This is a genomic window from Flavobacterium fluviale (assembly GCF_003312915.1).
GTDB lineage: Bacteria > Bacteroidota > Bacteroidia > Flavobacteriales > Flavobacteriaceae > Flavobacterium > Flavobacterium fluviale.
The window spans coordinates 275,480-296,615 of the sequence record NZ_CP030261.1 but is presented as its reverse complement, the minus strand read 5'-3'; the positions used below and the strand labels follow the sequence as shown (position 1 = coordinate 296,615).

At 33.5% G+C, this 21,136-nt stretch carries 21 protein-coding genes and 2 tRNA genes; 14 read left to right on the top strand and 9 right to left on the bottom strand.

Going from position 1 to position 21,136, the window contains the following annotated elements:
• The first annotated feature begins 76 nt into the window (after nt 1-76).
• Nucleotides 77-2,272 (top strand): DNA helicase RecQ, encoded by a 2,196-nt coding sequence (gene recQ / locus HYN86_RS01430; protein WP_113676462.1) that lies wholly within the window; start codon nt 77-79, stop codon nt 2,270-2,272.
• 118 nt (nt 2,273-2,390) lie between these two features.
• Here recQ and HYN86_RS01425 read toward each other — a convergent pair whose 3' ends face one another.
• A complete protein-coding gene (locus HYN86_RS01425) occupies nt 2,391-2,630 on the bottom strand; it encodes a hypothetical protein (protein WP_113676461.1) in 240 nt (79 codons plus the stop codon).
• Nucleotides 2,631-3,030: 400 nt separating this feature from the next.
• Between HYN86_RS01425 and HYN86_RS01420 the strand changes: the two genes are divergently transcribed.
• The 3 genes from HYN86_RS01420 (at nt 3,031) to HYN86_RS01410 (ending at nt 6,487) form a co-directional block, all read left to right on the top strand.
• Nucleotides 3,031-4,590, top strand: coding sequence for an NAD(P)/FAD-dependent oxidoreductase (locus HYN86_RS01420; RefSeq protein ID WP_113676460.1), 1,560 nt, complete (start codon nt 3,031-3,033; stop codon nt 4,588-4,590).
• A 76-nt stretch (nt 4,591-4,666) separates the two neighbouring features.
• Nucleotides 4,667-5,368 carry an SMI1/KNR4 family protein gene (locus tag HYN86_RS01415; protein WP_113676459.1) on the top strand — a complete coding sequence of 234 codons (702 nt, stop codon included), beginning with the start codon at nt 4,667-4,669 and terminating at the stop codon, nt 5,366-5,368.
• Nucleotides 5,369-5,398: 30 nt separating this feature from the next.
• Entirely contained in the window at nt 5,399-6,487 is a 1,089-nt protein-coding gene (locus HYN86_RS01410) for a DUF6630 family protein (RefSeq protein ID WP_113676458.1), read from the top strand.
• Nucleotides 6,488-6,612: 125 nt separating this feature from the next.
• On the opposite strand, the gene HYN86_RS01405 is transcribed toward HYN86_RS01410, so the two are convergent.
• A complete protein-coding gene (locus HYN86_RS01405) occupies nt 6,613-7,572 on the bottom strand; it encodes a quinone oxidoreductase family protein (RefSeq protein ID WP_113676457.1) in 960 nt (319 codons plus the stop codon).
• Between the two features lie 183 nt (nt 7,573-7,755).
• Nucleotides 7,756-9,159 (bottom strand): aminopeptidase P N-terminal domain-containing protein, encoded by a 1,404-nt coding sequence (locus HYN86_RS01400; RefSeq protein ID WP_113676456.1) that lies wholly within the window; start codon nt 9,157-9,159, stop codon nt 7,756-7,758.
• A gap of 261 nt (nt 9,160-9,420) precedes the next feature.
• Between HYN86_RS01400 and HYN86_RS01395 the strand changes: the two genes are divergently transcribed.
• Nucleotides 9,421-9,858, top strand: coding sequence for an META domain-containing protein (locus HYN86_RS01395; RefSeq protein WP_113676455.1), 438 nt, complete (start codon nt 9,421-9,423; stop codon nt 9,856-9,858).
• Nucleotides 9,859-9,921: 63 nt separating this feature from the next.
• On the opposite strand, the gene msrA is transcribed toward HYN86_RS01395, so the two are convergent.
• Together msrA and msrB are read right to left on the bottom strand one after the other, a co-directional pair.
• A complete protein-coding gene (gene msrA / locus HYN86_RS01390; protein ID WP_113676454.1) occupies nt 9,922-10,530 on the bottom strand; it encodes a peptide-methionine (S)-S-oxide reductase MsrA in 609 nt (202 codons plus the stop codon).
• Between the two features lie 7 nt (nt 10,531-10,537).
• Nucleotides 10,538-11,092 (bottom strand): peptide-methionine (R)-S-oxide reductase MsrB, encoded by a 555-nt coding sequence (gene msrB / locus HYN86_RS01385; RefSeq protein WP_113676453.1) that lies wholly within the window; start codon nt 11,090-11,092, stop codon nt 10,538-10,540.
• A 330-nt stretch (nt 11,093-11,422) separates the two neighbouring features.
• Here msrB and idi point away from each other — a divergent pair, with 330 nt between their 5' ends.
• The 8 genes from idi to HYN86_RS01340 all read left to right on the top strand — a co-directional run bounded on the left by idi (nt 11,423) and on the right by HYN86_RS01340 (nt 15,179).
• Complete coding sequence (idi, locus tag HYN86_RS01380) at nt 11,423-11,950, top strand: isopentenyl-diphosphate Delta-isomerase (RefSeq protein WP_113676452.1); 528 nt, start codon at nt 11,423-11,425, stop codon at nt 11,948-11,950.
• 23 nt (nt 11,951-11,973) lie between these two features.
• Nucleotides 11,974-12,384, top strand: a complete 411-nt coding sequence (locus HYN86_RS01375; protein WP_113676451.1) for a 6-carboxytetrahydropterin synthase — start codon at nt 11,974-11,976, stop codon at nt 12,382-12,384.
• A gap of 3 nt (nt 12,385-12,387) precedes the next feature.
• Nucleotides 12,388-12,846, top strand: a complete 459-nt coding sequence (locus tag HYN86_RS01370) for a peroxiredoxin (protein ID WP_113676450.1) — start codon at nt 12,388-12,390, stop codon at nt 12,844-12,846.
• Nucleotides 12,847-12,912: 66 nt separating this feature from the next.
• Complete coding sequence (locus tag HYN86_RS01365) at nt 12,913-13,881, top strand: type I phosphomannose isomerase catalytic subunit (RefSeq protein ID WP_113676449.1); 969 nt, start codon at nt 12,913-12,915, stop codon at nt 13,879-13,881.
• 57 nt (nt 13,882-13,938) lie between these two features.
• The gene (locus tag HYN86_RS01360) at nt 13,939-14,205 is read left to right on the top strand and encodes a hypothetical protein (RefSeq protein ID WP_012022371.1); all 267 of its coding nucleotides are present in this window, start codon (nt 13,939-13,941) and stop codon (nt 14,203-14,205) included.
• Between the two features lie 76 nt (nt 14,206-14,281).
• Nucleotides 14,282-14,355 (top strand) — tRNA-Thr (locus HYN86_RS01355).
• Nucleotides 14,356-14,463: 108 nt separating this feature from the next.
• Nucleotides 14,464-14,537, top strand: a tRNA-Thr gene (locus HYN86_RS01350).
• A gap of 186 nt (nt 14,538-14,723) precedes the next feature.
• Complete coding sequence (locus HYN86_RS01340) at nt 14,724-15,179, top strand: DUF5362 family protein (RefSeq protein ID WP_113676447.1); 456 nt, start codon at nt 14,724-14,726, stop codon at nt 15,177-15,179.
• An 80-nt stretch (nt 15,180-15,259) separates the two neighbouring features.
• Here the strand turns inward: HYN86_RS01340 and HYN86_RS01335 are convergent, their stop codons facing one another.
• The 4 genes from HYN86_RS01335 to htpG form a co-directional block, all read right to left on the bottom strand.
• Nucleotides 15,260-15,988: a DUF4369 domain-containing protein gene (locus tag HYN86_RS01335; RefSeq protein WP_113676446.1), complete on the bottom strand. Its 729-nt coding sequence runs from the start codon at nt 15,986-15,988 to the stop codon at nt 15,260-15,262.
• 135 nt (nt 15,989-16,123) lie between these two features.
• Complete coding sequence (locus HYN86_RS01330; protein ID WP_113676445.1) at nt 16,124-16,954, bottom strand: hypothetical protein; 831 nt, start codon at nt 16,952-16,954, stop codon at nt 16,124-16,126.
• A gap of 158 nt (nt 16,955-17,112) precedes the next feature.
• Nucleotides 17,113-18,378, bottom strand: coding sequence for a patatin-like phospholipase family protein (locus tag HYN86_RS01325; protein WP_113676444.1), 1,266 nt, complete (start codon nt 18,376-18,378; stop codon nt 17,113-17,115).
• Between the two features lie 166 nt (nt 18,379-18,544).
• A complete protein-coding gene (htpG, locus tag HYN86_RS01320; protein WP_113676443.1) occupies nt 18,545-20,428 on the bottom strand; it encodes a molecular chaperone HtpG in 1,884 nt (627 codons plus the stop codon).
• Nucleotides 20,429-20,630: 202 nt separating this feature from the next.
• Here htpG and HYN86_RS01315 point away from each other — a divergent pair, with 202 nt between their 5' ends.
• The gene (locus tag HYN86_RS01315) at nt 20,631-21,128 is read left to right on the top strand and encodes a lipocalin family protein (RefSeq protein ID WP_113679819.1); all 498 of its coding nucleotides are present in this window, start codon (nt 20,631-20,633) and stop codon (nt 21,126-21,128) included.
• Nucleotides 21,129-21,136: the final 8 nt, after the last annotated feature.

The window sequence follows — 21,136 nt, the reverse complement described above, 5'->3', positions numbered from 1 at the left end:
TTAAAATTTGTATGTATAAAAGAAAGTTGTATCTTTATGTGTTGCAAATTTATACAAAATACCATTAATATAGAGAATGAATTCAAACGAAATTGAAATACATAAAGAATTAAAGAAGTATTTCGGCTTTAGCCAATTTAAAGGCTTGCAGGAGCAAGTCATTACAAGTATTTTAGGTAAGACAAATACTTTTGTAATTATGCCGACAGGCGGTGGAAAGTCTCTTTGTTATCAATTACCAGCTTTAATTCAGGAAGGAACAGCAATTGTTGTTTCTCCCCTGATCGCTTTGATGAAAAATCAAGTCGATGCAATTCGAAGTCTTTCGTCAGAAAATGGAATCGCACATGTATTAAATTCCTCTCTTACCAAAACAGAAATTGCTCAGGTTAAAAAAGATATTACTTCCGGTTTAACCAAACTTTTATATGTTGCCCCAGAATCTTTAACCAAGGAAGAATACGTCGCTTTTTTACAAAGTGTGCCAATTTCTTTTGTTGCTATTGACGAAGCGCATTGTATATCAGAATGGGGTCATGATTTTAGGCCAGAATATAGAAATCTGCGACATATAATTAAGCAATTGGGTAAAGTGCCAATTATTGGACTTACCGCAACTGCAACTCCAAAAGTTCAGGAAGATATTCTAAAGAATTTGGATATGTCTGATGCTAATACTTTTAAAGCATCATTCAACAGACCGAACTTATATTATGAAGTTCGAACAAAAACTAAAAATATTGAGTCGGATATTATTCGATTTATCAAACAACATAAAGGCAAATCTGGAATTATTTACTGCTTAAGTCGTAAAAAAGTAGAATCTATTGCCGAAGTTTTACAAGTAAACGGAATTAGTGCTGTTCCGTATCATGCTGGTTTAGACGCAAAAACCCGTGCCAAACATCAAGACATGTTTTTGATGGAAGACGTAGATGTGGTAGTTGCAACAATTGCATTTGGAATGGGAATCGACAAACCAGACGTTCGTTTTGTAATTCACCACGATATTCCAAAGTCATTAGAAAGTTATTATCAAGAAACAGGTCGTGCAGGACGTGATGGCGGAGAAGGACATTGTTTGGCTTACTACTCCTATAAAGATGTAGAAAAGTTAGAGAAATTTATGTCTGGAAAACCAGTTGCCGAACAAGAGATTGGTTTTGCACTTTTACAGGAAGTTGTGGCTTACGCCGAAACCTCAATGTCGCGTAGAAAATTCCTGCTCCATTATTTTGGTGAAGAATTCGACAGCGAAACAGGCGAAGGCGCTGATATGGACGACAACGTTCGTAATCCTAAAAACAAAATCGAAGCGAAAGAACAAGTAGTTAAGCTGCTTGAAATTGTTCGCGACACCAAACATATTTACAAATCAAAAGAAATTGTGTTTACTTTAATAGGACGCATCAATGCGGTTATTAAAGCTCACAAAACAGATACACAGCCGTATTTTGGTTCTGGTTCCGGCTACGACGAAAAATATTGGATGGCATTATTACGACAAGTTCTGGTTTCGGGCTATTTGTCTAAAGATATTGAAACTTATGGTGTAATTAAAATTACGCAGGAAGGTTTGAATTTTATCCAAAGTCCAGTTTCGTTTATGATGTCGGAAGACCACGAGTACAGCGAAGCCGATGACGAAGCAATTGTTGCATCATCAAAATCAACTGGTACAGCCGATGAAGTTTTAATGGGCATGCTGCGCGAACTGCGTAAAAAAGTAGCTAAAAAATTAGGCGTTCCTCCTTTTGTTGTTTTTCAAGATCCTTCTCTTGAAGATATGGCTTTAAAATATCCAATTTCACTAACTGAATTATATAATATTCATGGAGTTGGAGAAGGAAAAGCAAAAAAATACGGAAGCGAGTTTGTTGCTTTAATTAGTCGATATGTCGAAGACAACGATATTATTCGTCCAGACGATTTAGTCGTAAAATCGACAGGAGTAAATTCTGCCAACAAATTATACATTATTCAAAATATTGATCGAAAACTGCCATTGAGCGATATTGCATCTGCAAAAGGTTTAACAATGGATACTTTGATTAAGGAAATGGAGCAAATCGTATATTCGGGAACGAAACTAAATATCAAATATTGGATTGATGACATGCTTGATGATGATCAGCAGGAAGAAATTCACGATTATTTCATGGAATCAGAATCGGATAAAATCGAAGACGCGCTAAAAGAATTTGATGGCGATTACGATATTGATGAATTGCGTTTAATGCGTATTAAATTTATTAGTGAAGTAGCGAATTAAAAAAATAATAATTTTCAATTTTTCAAATTCCAAATTCCAAAAAAACAAATAGTAAAATATAAATTCCAAATTCCAAGTTTTCGAAACAACTGGAATTTGGAATTTTTTTATTGTAATTTTAACCTTCAAAAACTTCCCCTCGATGCGGTTTCAAAGCATCTCTCACCTGAATCATATTGGGTTCTTCAACAACCATAAATGCTGTTGCATGCATGTCATTTATGATGTTAAAACCAGTGATATTTAAAGGTAGTTTTTCGATAATAATATATTCTTTTAAATGAATTTCGTGATGTTCTGCCGTTTTTGCAGAAGCCGGTCCGCGGAAATCCCAAATCAATTTTATTTTTCTAGACATTTTTTTCTTAAGGTACTAAGGTTTTAAGCTGCAAAGGTACAAAGTCTATTTGGAAAAAAAAGTTCTAAGGTTCTAAGATGCTCAGGTTCTGAGTTATTTCTGTAGAGACGCACTGCAGTGCGTCTAACTGTTCTTTAGTAATCTAAATCTTTAATCTAAATAATCTGAGACTTAATAATTAACCGCAAAGTACGCTGAGATTTAATTTTCATTACTTATAGAAAACACAAAGTTCACAAAGCTGCATCAACACAAAGCTTTGTGAACTTTGTATTTTTGTAAAACCATACCTAAAAAAAACTTAGCGCACTTTGCGGTTCATTACATAAAGTCAGTTCAAAATACTATTTTTGCATGTTCTTTTCATAGAAAGAAAAGCTAATAGAATAAAAAAGAAAAAATGCCTAAAGAACTTTTACTTCAAGTTACACCAGAAATTGCTGCAAACGAATCATTGTTGAAAGACCATTTGTCTAAACAAATAAAGGTTTCTTCGCAAGAAATTCAGCATGTTTCTATTTTGAAACGCTCGATTGATGCACGTCAAAAGGCTATTAAAATTAACTTAAAAGTTCTTATTTATCTAAAAGGCGAACCTTTTCAGGAAACCAAAATCGAACTTCCAAGATATAAAGACGTTTCCAATGCTCAAGAAGTTATTGTTGTCGGCGCTGGTCCGGCTGGACTTTTTGCAGCATTGCAATTAGTTGAGTTAGGTTTAAAGCCAATTGTACTGGAACGCGGAAAAGACGTTCGCGGACGTCGACGCGATTTAAAAGCAATTAACAGGGAACATATCGTAAACGAAGACTCAAATTATTGTTTTGGTGAAGGAGGAGCAGGAACATATTCTGACGGAAAATTATATACTCGATCTAAAAAGCGCGGCGATGTAACTAGAATTTTAGAACTTTTAGTGGCTTTTGGGGCTTCAGAAGATATTTTGGTAGAAGCGCATCCACATATTGGAACCAATAAACTCCCTAAAATTATTGAAGACATTCGTGAAAAAATTATCGAGTTTGGCGGTCAGGTTTTGTTTGAAACCCGAGTAAGTGATATTCTGGTAAAAAACAATGAAGTTGAAGGAATTGTAACTCAAAATGGAGATAAAATTCACGCCAATAAATTGATCTTGGCAACGGGACATTCTGCGCGGGATATTTTTGAATTATTAGATAAAAAGAAAATTTTAATAGAAGCAAAACCTTTTGCTTTAGGAGTTCGTGCAGAACATTCGCAAGAATTAATAGACAGTATTCAGTACAGCTGTGATTATCGCGGCGAACATTTGCCGCCAGCGCCATATTCTATCGTAAAACAAGTAAACGGCCGCGGCATGTATTCATTTTGTATGTGTCCAGGTGGTGTAATCGCTCCTTGTGCAACAAGTCCAGGAGAAGTGGTTACAAACGGCTGGTCACCATCTAAGCGTGACCAATCAACGGCAAATTCTGGAATTGTAGTTGAATTAAAATTGGAAGATTTTAAACCTTTCGCAAAATTCGGCGCTTTGGCCGGAATGGAATTTCAAAAAAGTATCGAACAAAAAGCATGGCATTTGGCGGGGCAGACTCAAAAAGTTCCAGCACAAAGAATGATTGATTTTACGCAAAGTAAAGTTTCATCAGATATTCCAAAAACATCTTATGTTCCAGGAACTACTTCTGTAGAAATGGGGCAGGTTTTTCCCGGGTTTTTAACGCAGATTATGCGTCAGGGTTTTCAGGATTTTGGAAAATCAATGCGCGGTTATTTAACCAATGAAGCTATTTTACACGCGCCAGAAAGCAGAACTTCATCGCCAGTTAGAATTCCGAGAGATCCTATAACCTATGAGCATTTACAAATCAAAGGATTGTATCCGTGCGGAGAAGGAGCGGGTTATGCCGGCGGAATCATTTCTGCAGCAATTGACGGTGAAAAATGTGCGTTAATGATTGCGGAATCCTTGAAATAATTGACCTCTGTATTTTTGGTGTAGTAAAAAGATTGTTATCTTAGTATTCTGATTTTAATAGAATACTCCCCCAAAGATGACCATACAAGAAATCGAGAAAAAATACGGATTTGAATTTCCGCAGTTATACAAACAATTAGATTCCGACGGAATGCTCAATATTGGAGAATACGGTCCAAATTGGTACGCAGAAGTTTATCCTACCTTGAAAGAGAATCCTCCTTTGCTTTTGCATTCTTACGATTTTGAATCACTAAATTTAAAATCTGTAGCCGAAGAAATAGAAGAACTTCGAGATCCTGAGGATTACCGTAACATCAATTCTGAATTTAAATTTATTCCATTTGCAAAAAGCGGCGGAGGCGACCATTATTGTTTTTTCTTAAATGAAGAAAATAACGGAGATGTGCCAATTGTTTTTGTCTGGCATGACATGAATGAAGTTAATTATCTAGCAAAAAACCTTCAGGATTTTATTTTTAAAGTTTTATTGATTGATATGTCAAAGCAGGATATTTACAATGAACTCAGTGATGAAGAATTTAGAAGTGAGCTGGAATTGGTTTTTAAATCTCATCAAAAGTATTTGACTGATCGTCAGAAAGAAATTTTATCAGAGATATTGAAGCGCGATATTATTGAGTACGAAATCAATGTTTCTCCAAAAATAAAAGAATCTGCAAGAGGATTATTAACGGATATAGAACTGGAATCGATTGTGAATGATGTTATTCCTTTTGATAAAATGAATCAAAGTTTTAAATATTCAAACGACTAAGTTTTTACTATAAATTTATAAACGCCTTCCATGATAAATATCTTTTCCAACTTATTTAATAGAAATAACGATCCGAAATCTATAATTTCTTTTGATGTAATTGAATCCATTTACGGCTATTTGTATCACGAGTCAAATAGTATAGAATTTAAGATGAAAGGAATTTACGATTCTGTATTGGTGAATCTTTATTCGTTTCCGTATTCACTGGATCATGAAGAAGGCAGGGAAGAAATTAAAAAAGCGGGTTTCAATAATGCTTATGAAGTTTTAAATGAACTTTATAAAAAGATTGATATTGGAGCACTTTCTGAAGAAACTATGCAGCAGGGATTAGAATATGACTTTATTCATATTCAGTTTTATTCTGAACCAGGTCCAGAAACGAAAAAATATCTGAAACGTGTTATCAATAACTTTATCATTTTCTTTTGCTGTACCAATAGTTTAGAAACAAATGATTTTAAAATTTTATATTCAAGCACGCACTTTTTGGATTACACAAAAGGATTATTAGATACCGAAAAACTGGATATTGATAATCCTAAAACCGAAACTCAGCAAATTGGAATTAAAGATTTTAAAAAGGTGCTGCAGGGAATCTGCCAGTACTTAGATCTTGAAATTCCAGAAACTGTTGAGCTTCCTTCAACTGAAAATTTACTAGCCAATGAAGAAGCGACAGAAGCAGATTTTGAAGAGTTTATAAAATTGGTTTCAAGAGGAAATATCGAAGAAAAAGAACTGAAAAAGCAATCTAAAAAGCTTTTTAAAAATTATAAAAAAGAAGCAAAAGAATATCACAGTATTGTAGAAGATCATTTTGCTTTTTTTGAAAGTATTGATGCCTGGAACAGCGACTGGAAATTTGATCCCGAAGATGCGGAATATTTTATCTCGGATTTAATTGGTGAAGATTTTACCTTCGAATATCCTGAAGAAACCTATAGTCACGAATTGTTTCCTTACATTCAATCGGAATTAGAAAGATCAAATCTCGAATTATTGACTTATGAAACTTATGGAGACAATTATTTGTTTTTTGTTGCCAATAAAGATGAAGTTGAAAGAATTTTAGAATTATCTGAATTGACGAAGATTGAAGTTAATCAATTGTAGATAATATTTGTCATCCTGACGAAGGAAGGATCACACAAGAAATTCGACGAAGATTGAAGACATTCCAAGTCTGATCCTTCCTTCGTCAGGATGACAAGATTGTGCTGAAAACTGAAAATTAAATATCAAGGAATCAAAATAATCTTTCCTGTACTTTTTCTGCTTTCTAAATAATCGTGTGCCAATTTGCCTTCCGATAATTTAAAAGAGGTGGGCTCAGAAAGTTTTATTTTACCATCAATAATCCAATTGAATAATTGACTGGCTCTTTTGATTCTTTCTTCTTTAGAATTTAAATAACTCCATAAATCGCCGCCGGTTAAAGTTTTCGAGGTGTCCATTAACATTCTCGGGTTTACAGGTTCTGGATCGCCGCCCGCCATTCCAAAGAAAACAACTTGACCGCATTCTTTAGTGACTTCAAAACTGTCAGTTAAAGTGCTTCCGATGCTGTCATAAACTGCATCAACGCCTTTTGGTATTACTTTAAAAATTTCCGATTTCCAGTCTTCATTATATAGAAAAACATGGTCGGCACCTTGTTTTAATGCAGTTTTTGCTTTTTCAGGAGATGATGTCAAACCGATAACATTCGCACCCAAAAGTTTACTTATTTGTGTTAGAATCTGACCAACGCCACCAGCAACTGCGTGAATTAATACAGTTTCTCCTTTTTGAGTTTTGTGGCTGTCAGTTGCTAAATAATGCGCTGTTAAACCTTGCAGTAAAACAGATGCTGCGGTTTCAAAAGAAATGTTTTCTGGTAAAGGCAAAACATGATTGGTGTTTACAGCAACTAATTCGGCATTTGCGAAAGGAACATCGGCGAAAGCCACACGATCTCCAACTTTATATTCGGAGTGATTATTGGTGTCAACAACAATTCCAGCACCTTCATAACCCGCAATAAAAGGTGGATTTCCTTTTAAATGATAATTTCCTTTTCGTCTATATACATCTGCAAAATTTAATCCGATGGCTTTCATTTCGACTAAAATCTCATCGTTTTTTAACTGCGGATTTGGGATTTCGATATATTCTAAAACATCTGAATTTCCAAATGAAGAGAAGGTAAGGGCTTTCATTTTAAACTAATTTATGAATGCAAAGTACGTGAAAATTAGCTTTCATTTAAATATGTTTTTTTGGCACAGATTAAAAAAATAGAATGATTTGTTTTCAAACTAAACAATTATATAAGCAGATAAAAAAAGCTTCGTTTAAATTATAAACGAAGCTTTGTTTTTTTAATCTCAGGCAAATTAAAATTATATTTTAGGGAATTTCATTTCATTAAAAGTGCTTTTTTGCTTAGCTAACGCTTCAACATCCTGCCATTTTCTTGGCGACTCCGAAGAAAGATTTTCATAATTATCTTTTGTAATTAAAATGTCATCTTCGATACGTACGCCAATATTCCACCATTTTTTATCGCATTTACTGTTTGCGGGAATGTAAATACCTGGTTCAACAGTAAATACCATATTTTCTTTTAATTTACTCATATAATTACCCTTGTCGTGTACATCTAAGCCAAGAAAGTGCGAACAGCCATGAGGGTAATAAATTCTAACATCTTTTGGATCGGTAATAATTCCTAATTTAATTAATCCTGCAGCGATAACTTCTCGGGATTTTTTGTTTAAATCCTGAAAAGGAGTTCCTGGTTTACAAATTTTAAAAACTTCTTCCTGCGCTTCGTAAACTAATTGATAAATTGCTTTTTGTTCTTCGCTGAATTTTCCATTTGCAGGAACTGTTCGCGTAACGTCGGCAGAATACCCGTGGTATTCAGAACCTACATCCATCAATAACAATTGATTGTCAATTTTTGTAGAATTGTTTTCTCCGTAATGTAAAATACAGCCATTTGCTCCAGCGCCAACAATTGGCGGATAGCCTTCTCCTTCTGCACCATAATGTCTGTGAACGTAAGCATGAATTCCGTCTGCTTCGTTTTCGCTCATATCTGGACCAACAGCTTTCATAACTTCGTTATGTGCAATACAAGAAAGTTTTACCGATTTTCTCATTAAATCTATTTCTTCTGGAGTTTTTATTTCTCTTAAAGAATTAGTTATGTTATTGAAAAGTTCAACAGAAGATTCATTTTCTGCTGCTATAGAAGCTTTAGTTTTGAAAGTTTCGATTAAGCCGAAAAGATCAAAACCAGTTCTGTTTTTTCTAATGTCGGTTGGAATTTTATCATATACAATTTTGTCAAATTTCTTAAAGTCTATAGCAAAATCATTAAAATCTTTTCCGTTATAGACATTCGTAAATCCTAATTTAGATTTAGCACCTTCTACACCAAGACGTCTTCCTGTCCAAGTTTCCTGCGAAGCATTTCTTTCACGTACAAAAAGAACCTCATTGTATTTCTCGGTGCCTTGTGCATCTTTAAAAATTAATAAGACAGCATCTGGTTCTTTGTATCCTGTTAAGTAATACATATCAGGATTTTGGTGAAAATTATAATTGATGTCTTTTGAAAATACTCTTTCCGGATATGAAAAAACTACTGCAACAGAATTGGCAGGCAGTAGGTTTCTAAATGCTTCACGGCGTTCTTTGTGGAATTCTTTTGAAAGATAATCTGTTGGAAGATTTTCTTGCGATTGAATTTGCGATAAACTGAGAAAGAAGACAAACAATAAGAGAAATTGTTTCATTTTTTTTAGGTTTTTGATTGATGTTTTTGGTTTTTTATGATCGATGCAAATTACAAAAAAAATGCAATCACAATTGGGATTTTAAATATTTGATTGGTAGAGTTTTGAATAAAATAACGTAACTTAGAATCACGAATTACATTTTATTATCAATTAAAATTCTAGAAAATCTCTTGACTAGGCACGAATATTGAGAAAGTATGCTTGTAGAGAATTTCAATCTTCAAAAAACAAATTATATTAATCTTTAAAAACACATTTATGAAAAAATACACACTCGCGGTTCTTTCAGTTTTAACTTTATTATTGACTTCTTGTATGGCATCAAAAGATGGTAAAAGTGCTGGTAATTTATACGATACAACTTGGGAATTAGAATATATTTCTGGACCAAGAATTGCTTTTGAAGGATTATATCCAAATAAAAAGCCGCAAATTACTTTTGATGAAAAAGAAAAAAATGTTTATGGTAATAATGGATGTAATGGCTACAGCGCCCCATTTACTTTAAACGGAAAAACGTTAACTTTTGGAGAGCCAGGGCCGAGCACCATGATGTTTTGTGAAGGAGGCGGCGAACAGCAGTTTTTGAAACAAATGAAACAAATTACCAGTTATTCTATTGACAAAGATGGAAAGCTGAATTTGATTCAGGGCGATGTGCCAATGATGCGATTTAAAAAAGTGGCAAAACAATAGTTTTAAAATTACTATAAATGAAAAGGGAAATGAAGTTGAATTCATTTCCCTTTTTTGTGAATTTTATTTCTTTTTAAGTTTGTCTTTAAAGACCTTTTCAAATTTTTCTAATTTAGGCTGAATTACCATTTTGCAATACGGCTGGTTTTTATTGTTTGCATAATAATTTTGATGATAATCTTCGGCTTTATAAAAAGCTTTAAAAGGCTCTACTTTAGTAACAATAGGGTTTTTGTAAGCTTTTGCTTTGTTTAACTCTGCAATAATACTTTCAGCCGCTTTTTTCTGTTCGGCATTTTTATAAAAAATTACAGAACGATATTGTGTTCCAACATCTGCACCCTGACGATTTAAAGTCGTTGGATCGTGAACGGTAAAAAAGACTTTGAAGATTTCATTAATATTAGTAACGTTTTTATCGTAAGTAATTTGCACCACTTCTGCATGACCTGTTTGTCCAGTAGACACGTCTTCATAAGTAGGATTAGCGCTTTTGCCACCAGAAAATCCAGAAACGACAGATTTTACTCCGTTTAAATCTTCGTAAACGGCTTCAACACACCAGTAACAGCCGCCGCCAAGTGTAATCGTTTCGAGATTAGAAGTTTTTTTGTTTTGCGAAAAGCCATTCAGCGAAAGCGCCAAAAAACATATTAAAAGTATATTTTTCATAATTAAATTATTTAGAATCTGGAACAAAATCAAGAGCGATCGAATTCATGCAGTAACGTTTTCCAGTAGGAGCAGGGCCATCATCAAATAAATGTCCTAAATGTCCACCGCAGCGACCGCATAAAGCTTCAATTCTTTCCATTCCGATAGAGTTATCTTCTTTAAAAACAATACTTTTTTTATCGTCTTGTTCAAAAAAGCTCGGCCATCCGCAGCTGCTGGAGAATTTTGCTGTAGACCTAAAAAGTTTATTACCGCAAGAAGCGCAGTAATAGGTTCCTTTTTCGTCTGTGTTCCAATATTTTCCTGTAAAAGGTCTTTCGGTATCCGCTTCACGCATTACCGCATAAACGTCTGCTGGTAAAACTTTTTTCCATTCCGCATCACTAACATTCAATTTAGTAGTGTCGGTATTAGAATAATAAGGATTTCCAGATTTAGTAATGATATTATTTTCCATAGAAGTCGATTTTGTCTGCTTTTTAGTGTTTTGTCCGCAAGCCTGTAAAATAAAAAGCGGTAATAAAAAGCAAAGGCTGATAAATTGAGTTTTTGATTTCATAAACAAATAGTAAAAGTTTAAGGTATTCAATCAGGTTTTTTTGAGGCTTTAAAAATTTGTCTCTCAAAGATACGATGAGATTTGCCTCAAAAAGCTGACTTTAAAATAATTCAGATTTTTTTAAGTGTGTTTTAACTTTTTATTAGTTACGTAAAACAATACAATCTAGTTTTTATGTCTTAATTTTAACAGCTTTTAATTTTTAGATTCAATTTATAATGTTGTAAATCAGAAAAATAAAAATTAGGAGAGGTTTTAGATTTTTTACAATTGTATTCAAGATTTTTAAGCCATATCTTTTTTTGTATTTTTGTTTGATTAAGAAGCACTATGACAGAAGAAAACGTAATATTAGTCAATCAAAATGATGAGCAGATTGGTTTAATGCCAAAGTTAGAAGCACACGAAAAAGCGCTTTTGCATCGTGCATTTTCAGTTTTTGTTTTAAATGAACAGAATGAAATAATGCTGCAGCAGCGAGCGCATCAAAAATATCATTCTCCTCTGCTGTGGACAAATACCTGTTGCAGCCACCAGCGCGAAGGCGAAACCAATATTGAAGCGGGAAGCAGGAGATTGTTTGAAGAAATGGGGTTTAAAACAGACTTAAAAGATTTGTTTCATTTTATTTATAAAGCACCTTTTGACAACGGATTAACGGAGCATGAATTAGACCATGTAATGATTGGTTATTATAATGATAATCCAGATATCAATACAGAAGAAGTTGAAGATTGGAAATGGATGAAAATTGAGGATGTAAAAAACGATATTCAGAAACAGCCAGAAATATATACCGTTTGGTTTAAAATAATTTTTGATGAATTTTATCATTTTTTAGAAGATCATAAACTTTAATCCAAACTAACCAAAAACCTAGAATGAGAGTAACCATATCAAGAAAAGCACATTTTAATGCTGCACATCGACTACATCGAAAAGATTGGTCATTTGAAAAAAACGATGCTGTTTTTGGAAAATGCAACAATGCTAATTTTCATGGTCATAATTATGGTTTAACAGTAAGTGTTACAGGAAAAATTGACCCGGAAACTGGTTTTGTTTTAGATGTGAAAGTATTAGCGGATATTATACGAGAAGAAGTAGAAATTCCGTTTGATCACAAAAATCTAAATCTGGACGTACCAGAATTTTTAGATTTAAATCCAACTGCAGAAAATATTGCAGTTGTGATATGGAATAAAATTAGACAACGAATTCACACTGACTTTGATTTAGAAGTAGTGTTGAACGAAACCGACCGCAATTTTGTAACTTATAAAGGAGAATAAAAAATGTCATTAAAAATAGGAGATATAGTTCCGAATTTTACTGCGAAAGACAATCATGGAGAAATTTTTCAAAGCCAGAGTGTTTTAGGAAGAAAACCACTGGTGATTTATTTTTATCCAAAAGATAATACGCCTGGCTGTACAACAGAAGCCTGCAGTTTTCGGGACCAATATGAAGATTTTAAGGATCTGGGAGCTGAGGTAATTGGAATTAGCAGTGATAGTGTAAAATCACATCACAAATTTGCTGCTAAACATCAATTGCCTTTTATTTTACTTTCGGATCAAGATAAAAGATTAAGAAAACTTTTTGGTGTTCGAAACAATTTGTTCGGGCTGCTGCCGGGACGTGTCACATATATTATAGATAGAAATGGTTTGGTAATTTCGATATTTGACAGCGTAAATGCTGCTAAACATATACCAAAAGCCTTGGAAACAGTCAAAGAATTAGTATTATAAATTAGATAAATAATAGTAGAATAAAATTAATTAACCTTAAATATTAGCCTAAAACCTTTAAAAAAAATGAGCCAAACTTTATACCCTTTGCAATTTGAACCGATTTTGAAAGAAAGAATCTGGGGGGGAGAAAAACTAAAAACAATTCTTAATAAACCAATCGTTTCTCAAATTACTGGCGAAAGCTGGGAATTATCTACTGTAGAAGGAGATGTAAGCGTGGTAGCAAATGGAGATCTTAAAGGAAAATCTTTAATGGATCTTATTGATGAAACGCCAGACGCAATTTTAGGATCTAAAGTTTATGAGCGTTTTGGAAAACAATTTCCACTGCTTTTTAAATATCTTGATGCGAGAGAGGATCTTTCTATTCAAGTGCATCCAAATGATAAATTGGCTAAAGAACGTCATAATTCATTCGGGAAAACAGAAATGTGGTACGTAATGCAGGCAGATGCAGATGCACGAATTATTGTTGGTTTTAAAGAAAATTCAAGTAAAGAGGAATATTTAAAACATTTACATGACAATACTTTGGTTTCGATTTTAGACGATGTGAAAGCAAAATCTGGCGATGTTTTCTTTTTAGAAACAGGAACCGTTCATGCAATTGGAGCAGGTTTGGTTGTTGCCGAAATTCAGCAGACATCTGATATAACGTACCGTTTATACGATTTTGACAGGGTAGATGCAAACGGAAATAAAAGAGAGCTTCACGTTGATTTAGCACTAGACGCAATCAATTATAATAAAGTAGATACCCAAAAGAAATACGAGTCTGAAGCAAACACATCTAATACAGTTGTTGACTGCCCGTACTTTACAACCAATTTTATTCCGTTAGAAGATAAAGTTACTGTGTCTAAAAATGGCGAAACATTTACAGTTTATATGTGTATTGAAGGAAGTTTCGAAATCGAATACGACGGATTTAAACACACGTACATCAAAGGAGATACTGTGTTGGTTCCAGCTGCGATAAATGCATTTAATTTAAGCGGAAAAGCTTCTATTTTAGAAATTTACATTTCATAGCACGTAATTTCAGGATTATGTGTACTTTTGCAGACGCAAATTAAAATTATATTAAAAATGGCAAACGTTAAGAATTTAAAGAAAGACATCAACTTCGTATTAGGAGATATTATTGAGGCAGTTTACTTGTTTGAGATGTCAACAACAGGAAATCCAACTCCAGAAACGAATGCTTTGATCGATGAGGCTATTGCTGCATTCGATACTTTGATTACAAAAGTGAACGCAAAGAACGTTGAAAATAAAAAAGCACACTTCAAACAAATCAATGTTGAATTAGAACAAACTGCTAATCAATTGATTGAAAAAATCAACGCTTTATAAGCAAAAAAAAGTGTAAAAAAGTGCAAATTTATTTTGGGAAAACGAAAAACCGCTTTATATTTGCACCCGTAATGAGGCCGATGTAGCTCAGCTGGCTAGAGCAGCTGATTTGTAATCAGCAGGTCGTGGGTTCGAGTCCCTCTATCGGCTCAACGGAAACCATCACAGAAATGTGATGGTTTTTTTAATTATAGAGAGAGGTGTGAAATTTTTTTTGGAATATTAAAAAACAATTTTATCTTTGCACCCGGAAAATAGGCCGATGTAGCTCAGCTGGCTAGAGCAGCTGATTTGTAATCAGCAGGTCGTGGGTTCGAGTCCCTCTATCGGCTCAAAAAACCATTCACAAAGTGAATGGTTTTTTTTATTTACGGAAATTCCAAATTTTAAGTTTCAGGTTTCAAGTTTCAGGTTTCAGGTTTCAGGTTTAGTTTGGAATTTGGATTTTTTATTTTTAGAATTTATTTTTAAGAATATTTTTCCTATGTTTGTTTGATAACCTAAAAACATTATACCTAATGGAAGAAATTTCAGCATTTGAAAAATTTGAATTGCAGTTAGATTCAACTGCAAAAGACTTTTTAAAAGAAACAGCCAAATGGGCTTATTTCTTATCAATTATCGGTTTCATCGGGATCGGCTTTTTACTTTTAATAGCTGTTTTTGCAGGAACAATTTTCTCTGCACTTGGCACAATGCAAGGAATGGGCGGTATGGGCGCGTCTTTTGGTGCGGCTATGGGAGCAGCTTATTTTTTAATGGCAGCTCTTTACTTCTTTCCAGTGTATTATTTGTTTAAATTTAGTTCAAATGCTAAAAAAGCCTTTAGAGATAATGATTCAGCAGCTTTAACAGAATCATTCGGCTATTTAAAATCACATTACAAATTTTTTGGAATTTTAATGATTATCCTTTTAAGTATTTATGCACTGTTTTTTGTGTTTGCTATCCTTGGAGGATTAATGGGCAGATAGTTCCAAATAAAAATATTACTTTATAAAAGCAAAAAAGCCCTGAATTTTCAGGGCTTTTCTATGAATATGATAGTCAGAAGTTATTCTGGTGTTTGAGTTGGCTGTTGTTTCTTTAAGTCGCCAACATATTTGGTCAGTTTTTTTCCGTAAAATGATTTAGCTACTTTAGGTGTCATAGATTTTTGAATTGTATCTAGAAACCTAAAATTGATGTCGTAGATCTCTGCTAAAGCAATATAAGGTGCCACTTCATGATCTTTGTTGTTTAATGCAAAGTTTGTAGCGTACAAGTATTTTCTTTTAATATTGTTTTCCTGCAATTTAGTGATGCTGTCTACTGCTTTTAAATCTTGTCTTTTGATTGCTCTAAAACGAGGTTCTACCAAAGAAAGGTTTTCATCTATAAAACGGCTGTTTATTTTAGAATATTGCTCGTATAATTCTTGGTTTTTCGATCCTGTAATTTTAGCGCCAGAGATGTAGTTGTCTAGATTAGTTTCAATAGTAATATTTCCAGGCTCGGCAAAAAACATAATATTGTTATCTAATGAATTAGTTACACCACGATCTAAAAATAAATATAGCATTTCTGGTGAATCTAAAGTGATATTACTTTCAAAAGCAGGGTTTCCGTCTATTTTAATGCTGTCAATTGCAACAAGCGATGTGTCAACAATTCTTTGGATATATAAAGTGCCTTTTTTTAATCCCTTTATATTTCCAGTAATATGTACGTTACCAGTAGATTCTTTTTTGCTGCAAGATGCAAGTATAGCAAGAGTAACAAAAGCTATTAATGTTTTTTTCATTGGTGGTTTATTAGATTTGGGTGCAAAATAAAGAAAATAGTTTAAATGTATAGAGAGTGAAGTTTTATTTTTATAAAAAAAAATAAATCCCAATCTATTTCTAAATTGGGATTTAAAGTATGCTGGGCAAAGGTTTTACATTGATAAATTAAATGAACTGCCATTTTCATGTGTGTAAGTATATACGGCATCGCAGCTGTCGTTTCCGTAATCTACAACACCATCAAAAATACCGCCTTCGATTCGTAATTGACCTTTAGAAATAAATAAACATGAGTATTTTTTAATTAAAGTTTCTTTTACGGTCAAGGTTAAAGTAGTTCCGTCGGCTGCTGTTACGGTATGAGTTCCTTCTGGAATTTCATAAACATTATCTGCTAAAACAAAAGGAGTTCCAACACCTGCAGTTTGTTTTGTAGTATAGATTCCGGAATTAGTGTATACTTTGCCTTGGTTGTCTGTGAATTTGCCATTTGTTACTTTTCTTGTCCATTGCGGCACTGTTTCTACAGTTGTAGTATTTGTATATTCTATAATTCCTTCTAGTTTTATACCGTTGATAGAGTAGTCAATTCTTTCAATAGTCATTTTGCTTCCGGTTGTAATTATTGCTCCAGAAAGAGTTATTTTTAGTTTTCCTTTTCTTTTTAGATTATCGCTTTCGCATCCTGTTCCAAAATCAGCTAAAAACACCTTAGGGTATTCTGTTCCGTTTGGCGTTGTGACAGTAATTGAAGCACATGTTGTTCCTGCTGGAGGAGTTTCTGCGGTTTTTGCTGTCGATGGATTTGAGGTTATTAAGAGTCCGGTGTTAAGATCCATTTCGTTAGCAGCATCAATAGCAAGAGATGCGCCAACCGTTGTTACATCTGTTGAAGTTGTGGTTTCATTGCTGTCGTTTGAGCATGAAACACCAATAAGGACTGTTGTACAAATTGTTGTGATTAAAATAATGGTTTTTTTCATAGTGGTTTTGTTTTGTGTTAGATAAAAAAGGCATTCAAATGTAATAAAAAAAGTGAATCGCAATAAAAAATCCTGTAAGACTTGGTTACAGGATTTATAACGATTTTACAAAAGAAAAATTATGGATAATGATTTATTAATGAGTATTCTATGAGATTCTAAACTGATTTGTAATAGTCACTTTTTGCTTTTCTGATTTTTTTATATTCCTCCCAATTAAAACGGTTTAAAAAATCGGCGGCGTGCTGTGCACCGCGAATAAAAAGATCAATTTTAGCATCATCGGTCAGATTGAAATTTAGCCAATTATGACTTCCTGTATCAATATAGCCGATGAGGTTTTTGAAGTCTGGATTTTTTCTTAAAAATTCAGCATCATAACCGTATCGCGCTGTGTCAAACATTGAACTTATTAAATTAGGGAATTTTTCATTTTTATTGATTTCATTTTTGTCATAGCCTAGTTTAATTCCAAAAGTGGGAGAAGCGGGAACATTTAAATTTTCGTGGAAAATATCAATAGGAAAATTGGATATAATTCCTCCGTCCATAAACATCACTTCAGACGGTACAGAAGTGCGCAGACAAGTTGCTTCATTCCATTTGTTCCAAGCATCAGCTCCAGTTGGAATATTTTTTATTTTAAAAGGAGCAAAAAACAACGGAATCGACATGGAAGCCCGAACAAAATCGGCTGGATTTTGAACTTCCGGATTAGAATAAAAGAGATCAATCATTTTCGGGAAGATGATTTTGCTTTCAGTAGTAATGTCAGCGGCGATGATCGCCATTTCACTCCAATGATCTATACGTTTGTATTCCTCTTTATCGCCAGGATTAACCTTATTTATTCGATATAATTTATTCTTATCTGAAACTCCTTTTTCTCTTAACGCTTTTAGGTCGGCATAATTCTTTATTCCTTTTTGCGAAAGTAAATTAGTCATCCATTGATGGAAATTATTTCCTGGATTCAGACCCAAATCATCTTTAAAATTATCAACTACCTGATAACCTTTAATGATTAATTTTAAATTACCGGCATCACTTAAAAGAGCATCGATAAATTCACGGGCATCTCGGTCTCCATCAACAAAATCATATAAATTTTTATTACAAAGACAGTCTAGAATCCATTCCGATTTTTCTACGTCACAAGTTCCTGCGGCCGCCATAAGCATGGTGTTAATGCTTCCTGCAGAAGTTCCTGCTAAACTTAAAAATCGGATTCCCATTTTTTCCAGAACATACACATATCCGACTAAAGCAATTCCAAGAACGCCGCCGCCTTCCTGAACCAGATCAACATATTGGTAGTTGTTATTGTCTATTATATCAGAGAATTTTTTGCCTTTTATTTGTTCTTTTAAATCTTTAATAATTGCTAGAACTGCGCCATTTTCCGTAAATTTTCTTTTGTCCATAATTTCTAGAATTTATAAATTATTAGTAATTTATTGATTTTCAAATTTATACAAAGGTAGTCTTTTGAAAAAGGGGAGAATCACCCTTTTTTAGAGGTTAATTGTGAGCAAAAAAAATCCTGCAAAACTTAATTTGCAGGATTTTCAAAATATTCTTTTCGAATGATTATTTAATCATTTCAAAACTTCTTTTTACGAAAGCAGTCAGCGCTTCGCCTTTTAATAGGTTTTGCGATAATTTAGCTAAATCTAAAGCTTGTTTTACCAAATGCTCTTGATGCGTTTTATCTTCAGTATTTAAAATGCTTGAAGCTAAATCAGAATTTGTGTTAACAACCAAATTGTACATTTCTGGCATATTGCCCATTCCGAACATTCCGCCTCCGCCTGTCTGGCTCATTTCTTTCATTCTACGCATAAATTCTGGCTGCGTAATGATAAATGGAGCTGCCTGGCTGTCCATAGCTTCCAATTGTACGCTGTAAGCTTTTGGAATATAAGCTTCTAACGAAGTTTTTAAAGTTTCTTTTTCTTCGTCGGATAACTTAGAAATCGTGTTTTCGTCTTTTTTGATTAAATTATCAATATGGTCAGAATCCACACGAACAAAAGTTAAGCCGCTGTTATCGCCTTCAATTTTTTGAATTAAATGTGAAATAATTGGCGAATCTAAAAGTAATACTTCGTAACCTTTATCTTTTGCTGCCTGAATGTAAGAGTGCTGTGCATCTTTATTTCCTGCATAAAGAACTACTAATTTACCATCTTTATCAGTTTGGTTTTCTTTTAATTTTTCTTTTAATTCATCTAAAGTAAAGTAAGTGTCATCTACAGTTGGATATAAAACAAATGCACCGGCTTTTTCGTAGAATTTATCTTCAGACAACATTCCGTATTCTAAAACGATTTTAATGTCGTTCCATTTCGCTTCAAAATCAGCACGGTTTTCATTAAATAAAGCTTTTAATTTATCAGCTACTTTACGAGTAATGTAGTTCGAGATTTTCTTAACCGCTCCGTCAGCTTGTAAACCAGAACGAGAAACGTTTAATGGGATATCTGGAGAATCGATTACCCCTTTTAACATTGTCAAGAATTCAGGTACAATTCCTTCTACGTTATCGGTAACGTAAACTTGGTTTTGGTACAGCTGAATTTTATCTTTCTGGATCTGCATATCGTTTCCTAATTTCGGGAAATACAAAATACCAGTTAAATTAAACGGATAATCTACATTTAAGTGAATGTTGAACAATGGTTCTTCGAACTGCATTGGGTATAATTCTCTGTAGAAGTTTTTATAATCTTCTTCAGATAACTCAGAAGGTTGTTTTGTCCAAGCTGGATTAGGGTTGTTAATGATGTTGTCAGTTTCAACAGTTTCATTCACGTAATCTTCTGGAGCATCTTCTGGTTTTGGAAGCGTTTCTGTTCTTGTTCCAAATTTAATTGGAATAGGCATAAACTTGTTATACTTATTCAATAAACCACTGATTTTAGAATCATCTAAAAACTCAAGTGAATCTTCTGCGATGTGAAGAATGATTTCAGTTCCGCGTGAAGTTTTGTCAGCTGGTTCTAAAGTAAATTCAGGACTTCCGTCACATGTCCAATGCGCAGCTGGTTCATCTTTGTATGATTTTGTGATGATTTCAACTTTTTCAGCCACCATAAATGCTGAATAAAAACCAAGACCAAAATGTCCGATAATTCCAGAATCTTTAGCAGAATCTTTGTATTTGTCTAAGAATTCTTCAGCGCCCGAAAAAGCAACTTGATTGATGTATTTTTCTACTTCATCAGCAGTCATACCCAAACCTTGATCGATAATGTGGATTTTTTTACCTTCTTTGTCCACTTTAACCTCAATGATCGGATTGCCATATTCTACTTTAGCTTCGCCAATGCTGATAAGATGTTTTAATTTTAAAGTAGCATCGGTACCGTTAGAAACAAGCTCGCGTAAGAAGATTTCATGGTCGCTGTATAAGAACTTTTTAATTAAAGGAAAAATGTTTTCTACTGAAACATTAATTTTACCTGTTGCCATATTTTTAATTTTTATTTTAATGTGATGATTTTCACTTATTCAAATAGAATACCAATTGTTTTTGGGGTGACAAAATGTCGGAAATGTTAATTCTGAAAGAAAATAAATAGATTGTAAAAGATTTTTTTCTGGAATGAATCGTATATTTGTGGTACAATAATTGTTAAAAAGGCAAGTATTAATCTATAAAAAATTGTACAAAATGAAGAAAGGTATCTTAATATGCATGATTGCCGCATTGTTTTTTGCGTGTAAATCTGCTTCGTCGACAGCTTCAACAGAAACAGCTCTTTCAACTAAACTTGACAAGAAAACACAAGTAGCTTTAAAAGGTAATTGGGTTCTTACCAATGTATCTTATCCAGGTTCAGATTACATAAAAGTAAATTCATTTGATCTAGCAGATTCAAAATGTTTTATCGGAAGTACTTGGAGCTTTATCTCAAATAATAATAAAGGAACTATGGCTTTAACATCGCCAAGTTGTACTGCCTTTTCTTCTCCAATTGTATGGAGTATCAACAACCAAGGTTTATTAGTACTTAAAATTCTTGATGCTGGTGAAAAAGCTAAGAAAGTAAGAGATGGTTATTTACTAAAAGTTGGAGGTGTAACTGAAACTTCATTTCAGTTAATTGATAACATTAACGTAGGTGGTCAGGTTAAAGACGTGGTTTACCAATTTCAAAGAGCCAATTAATATTTAAA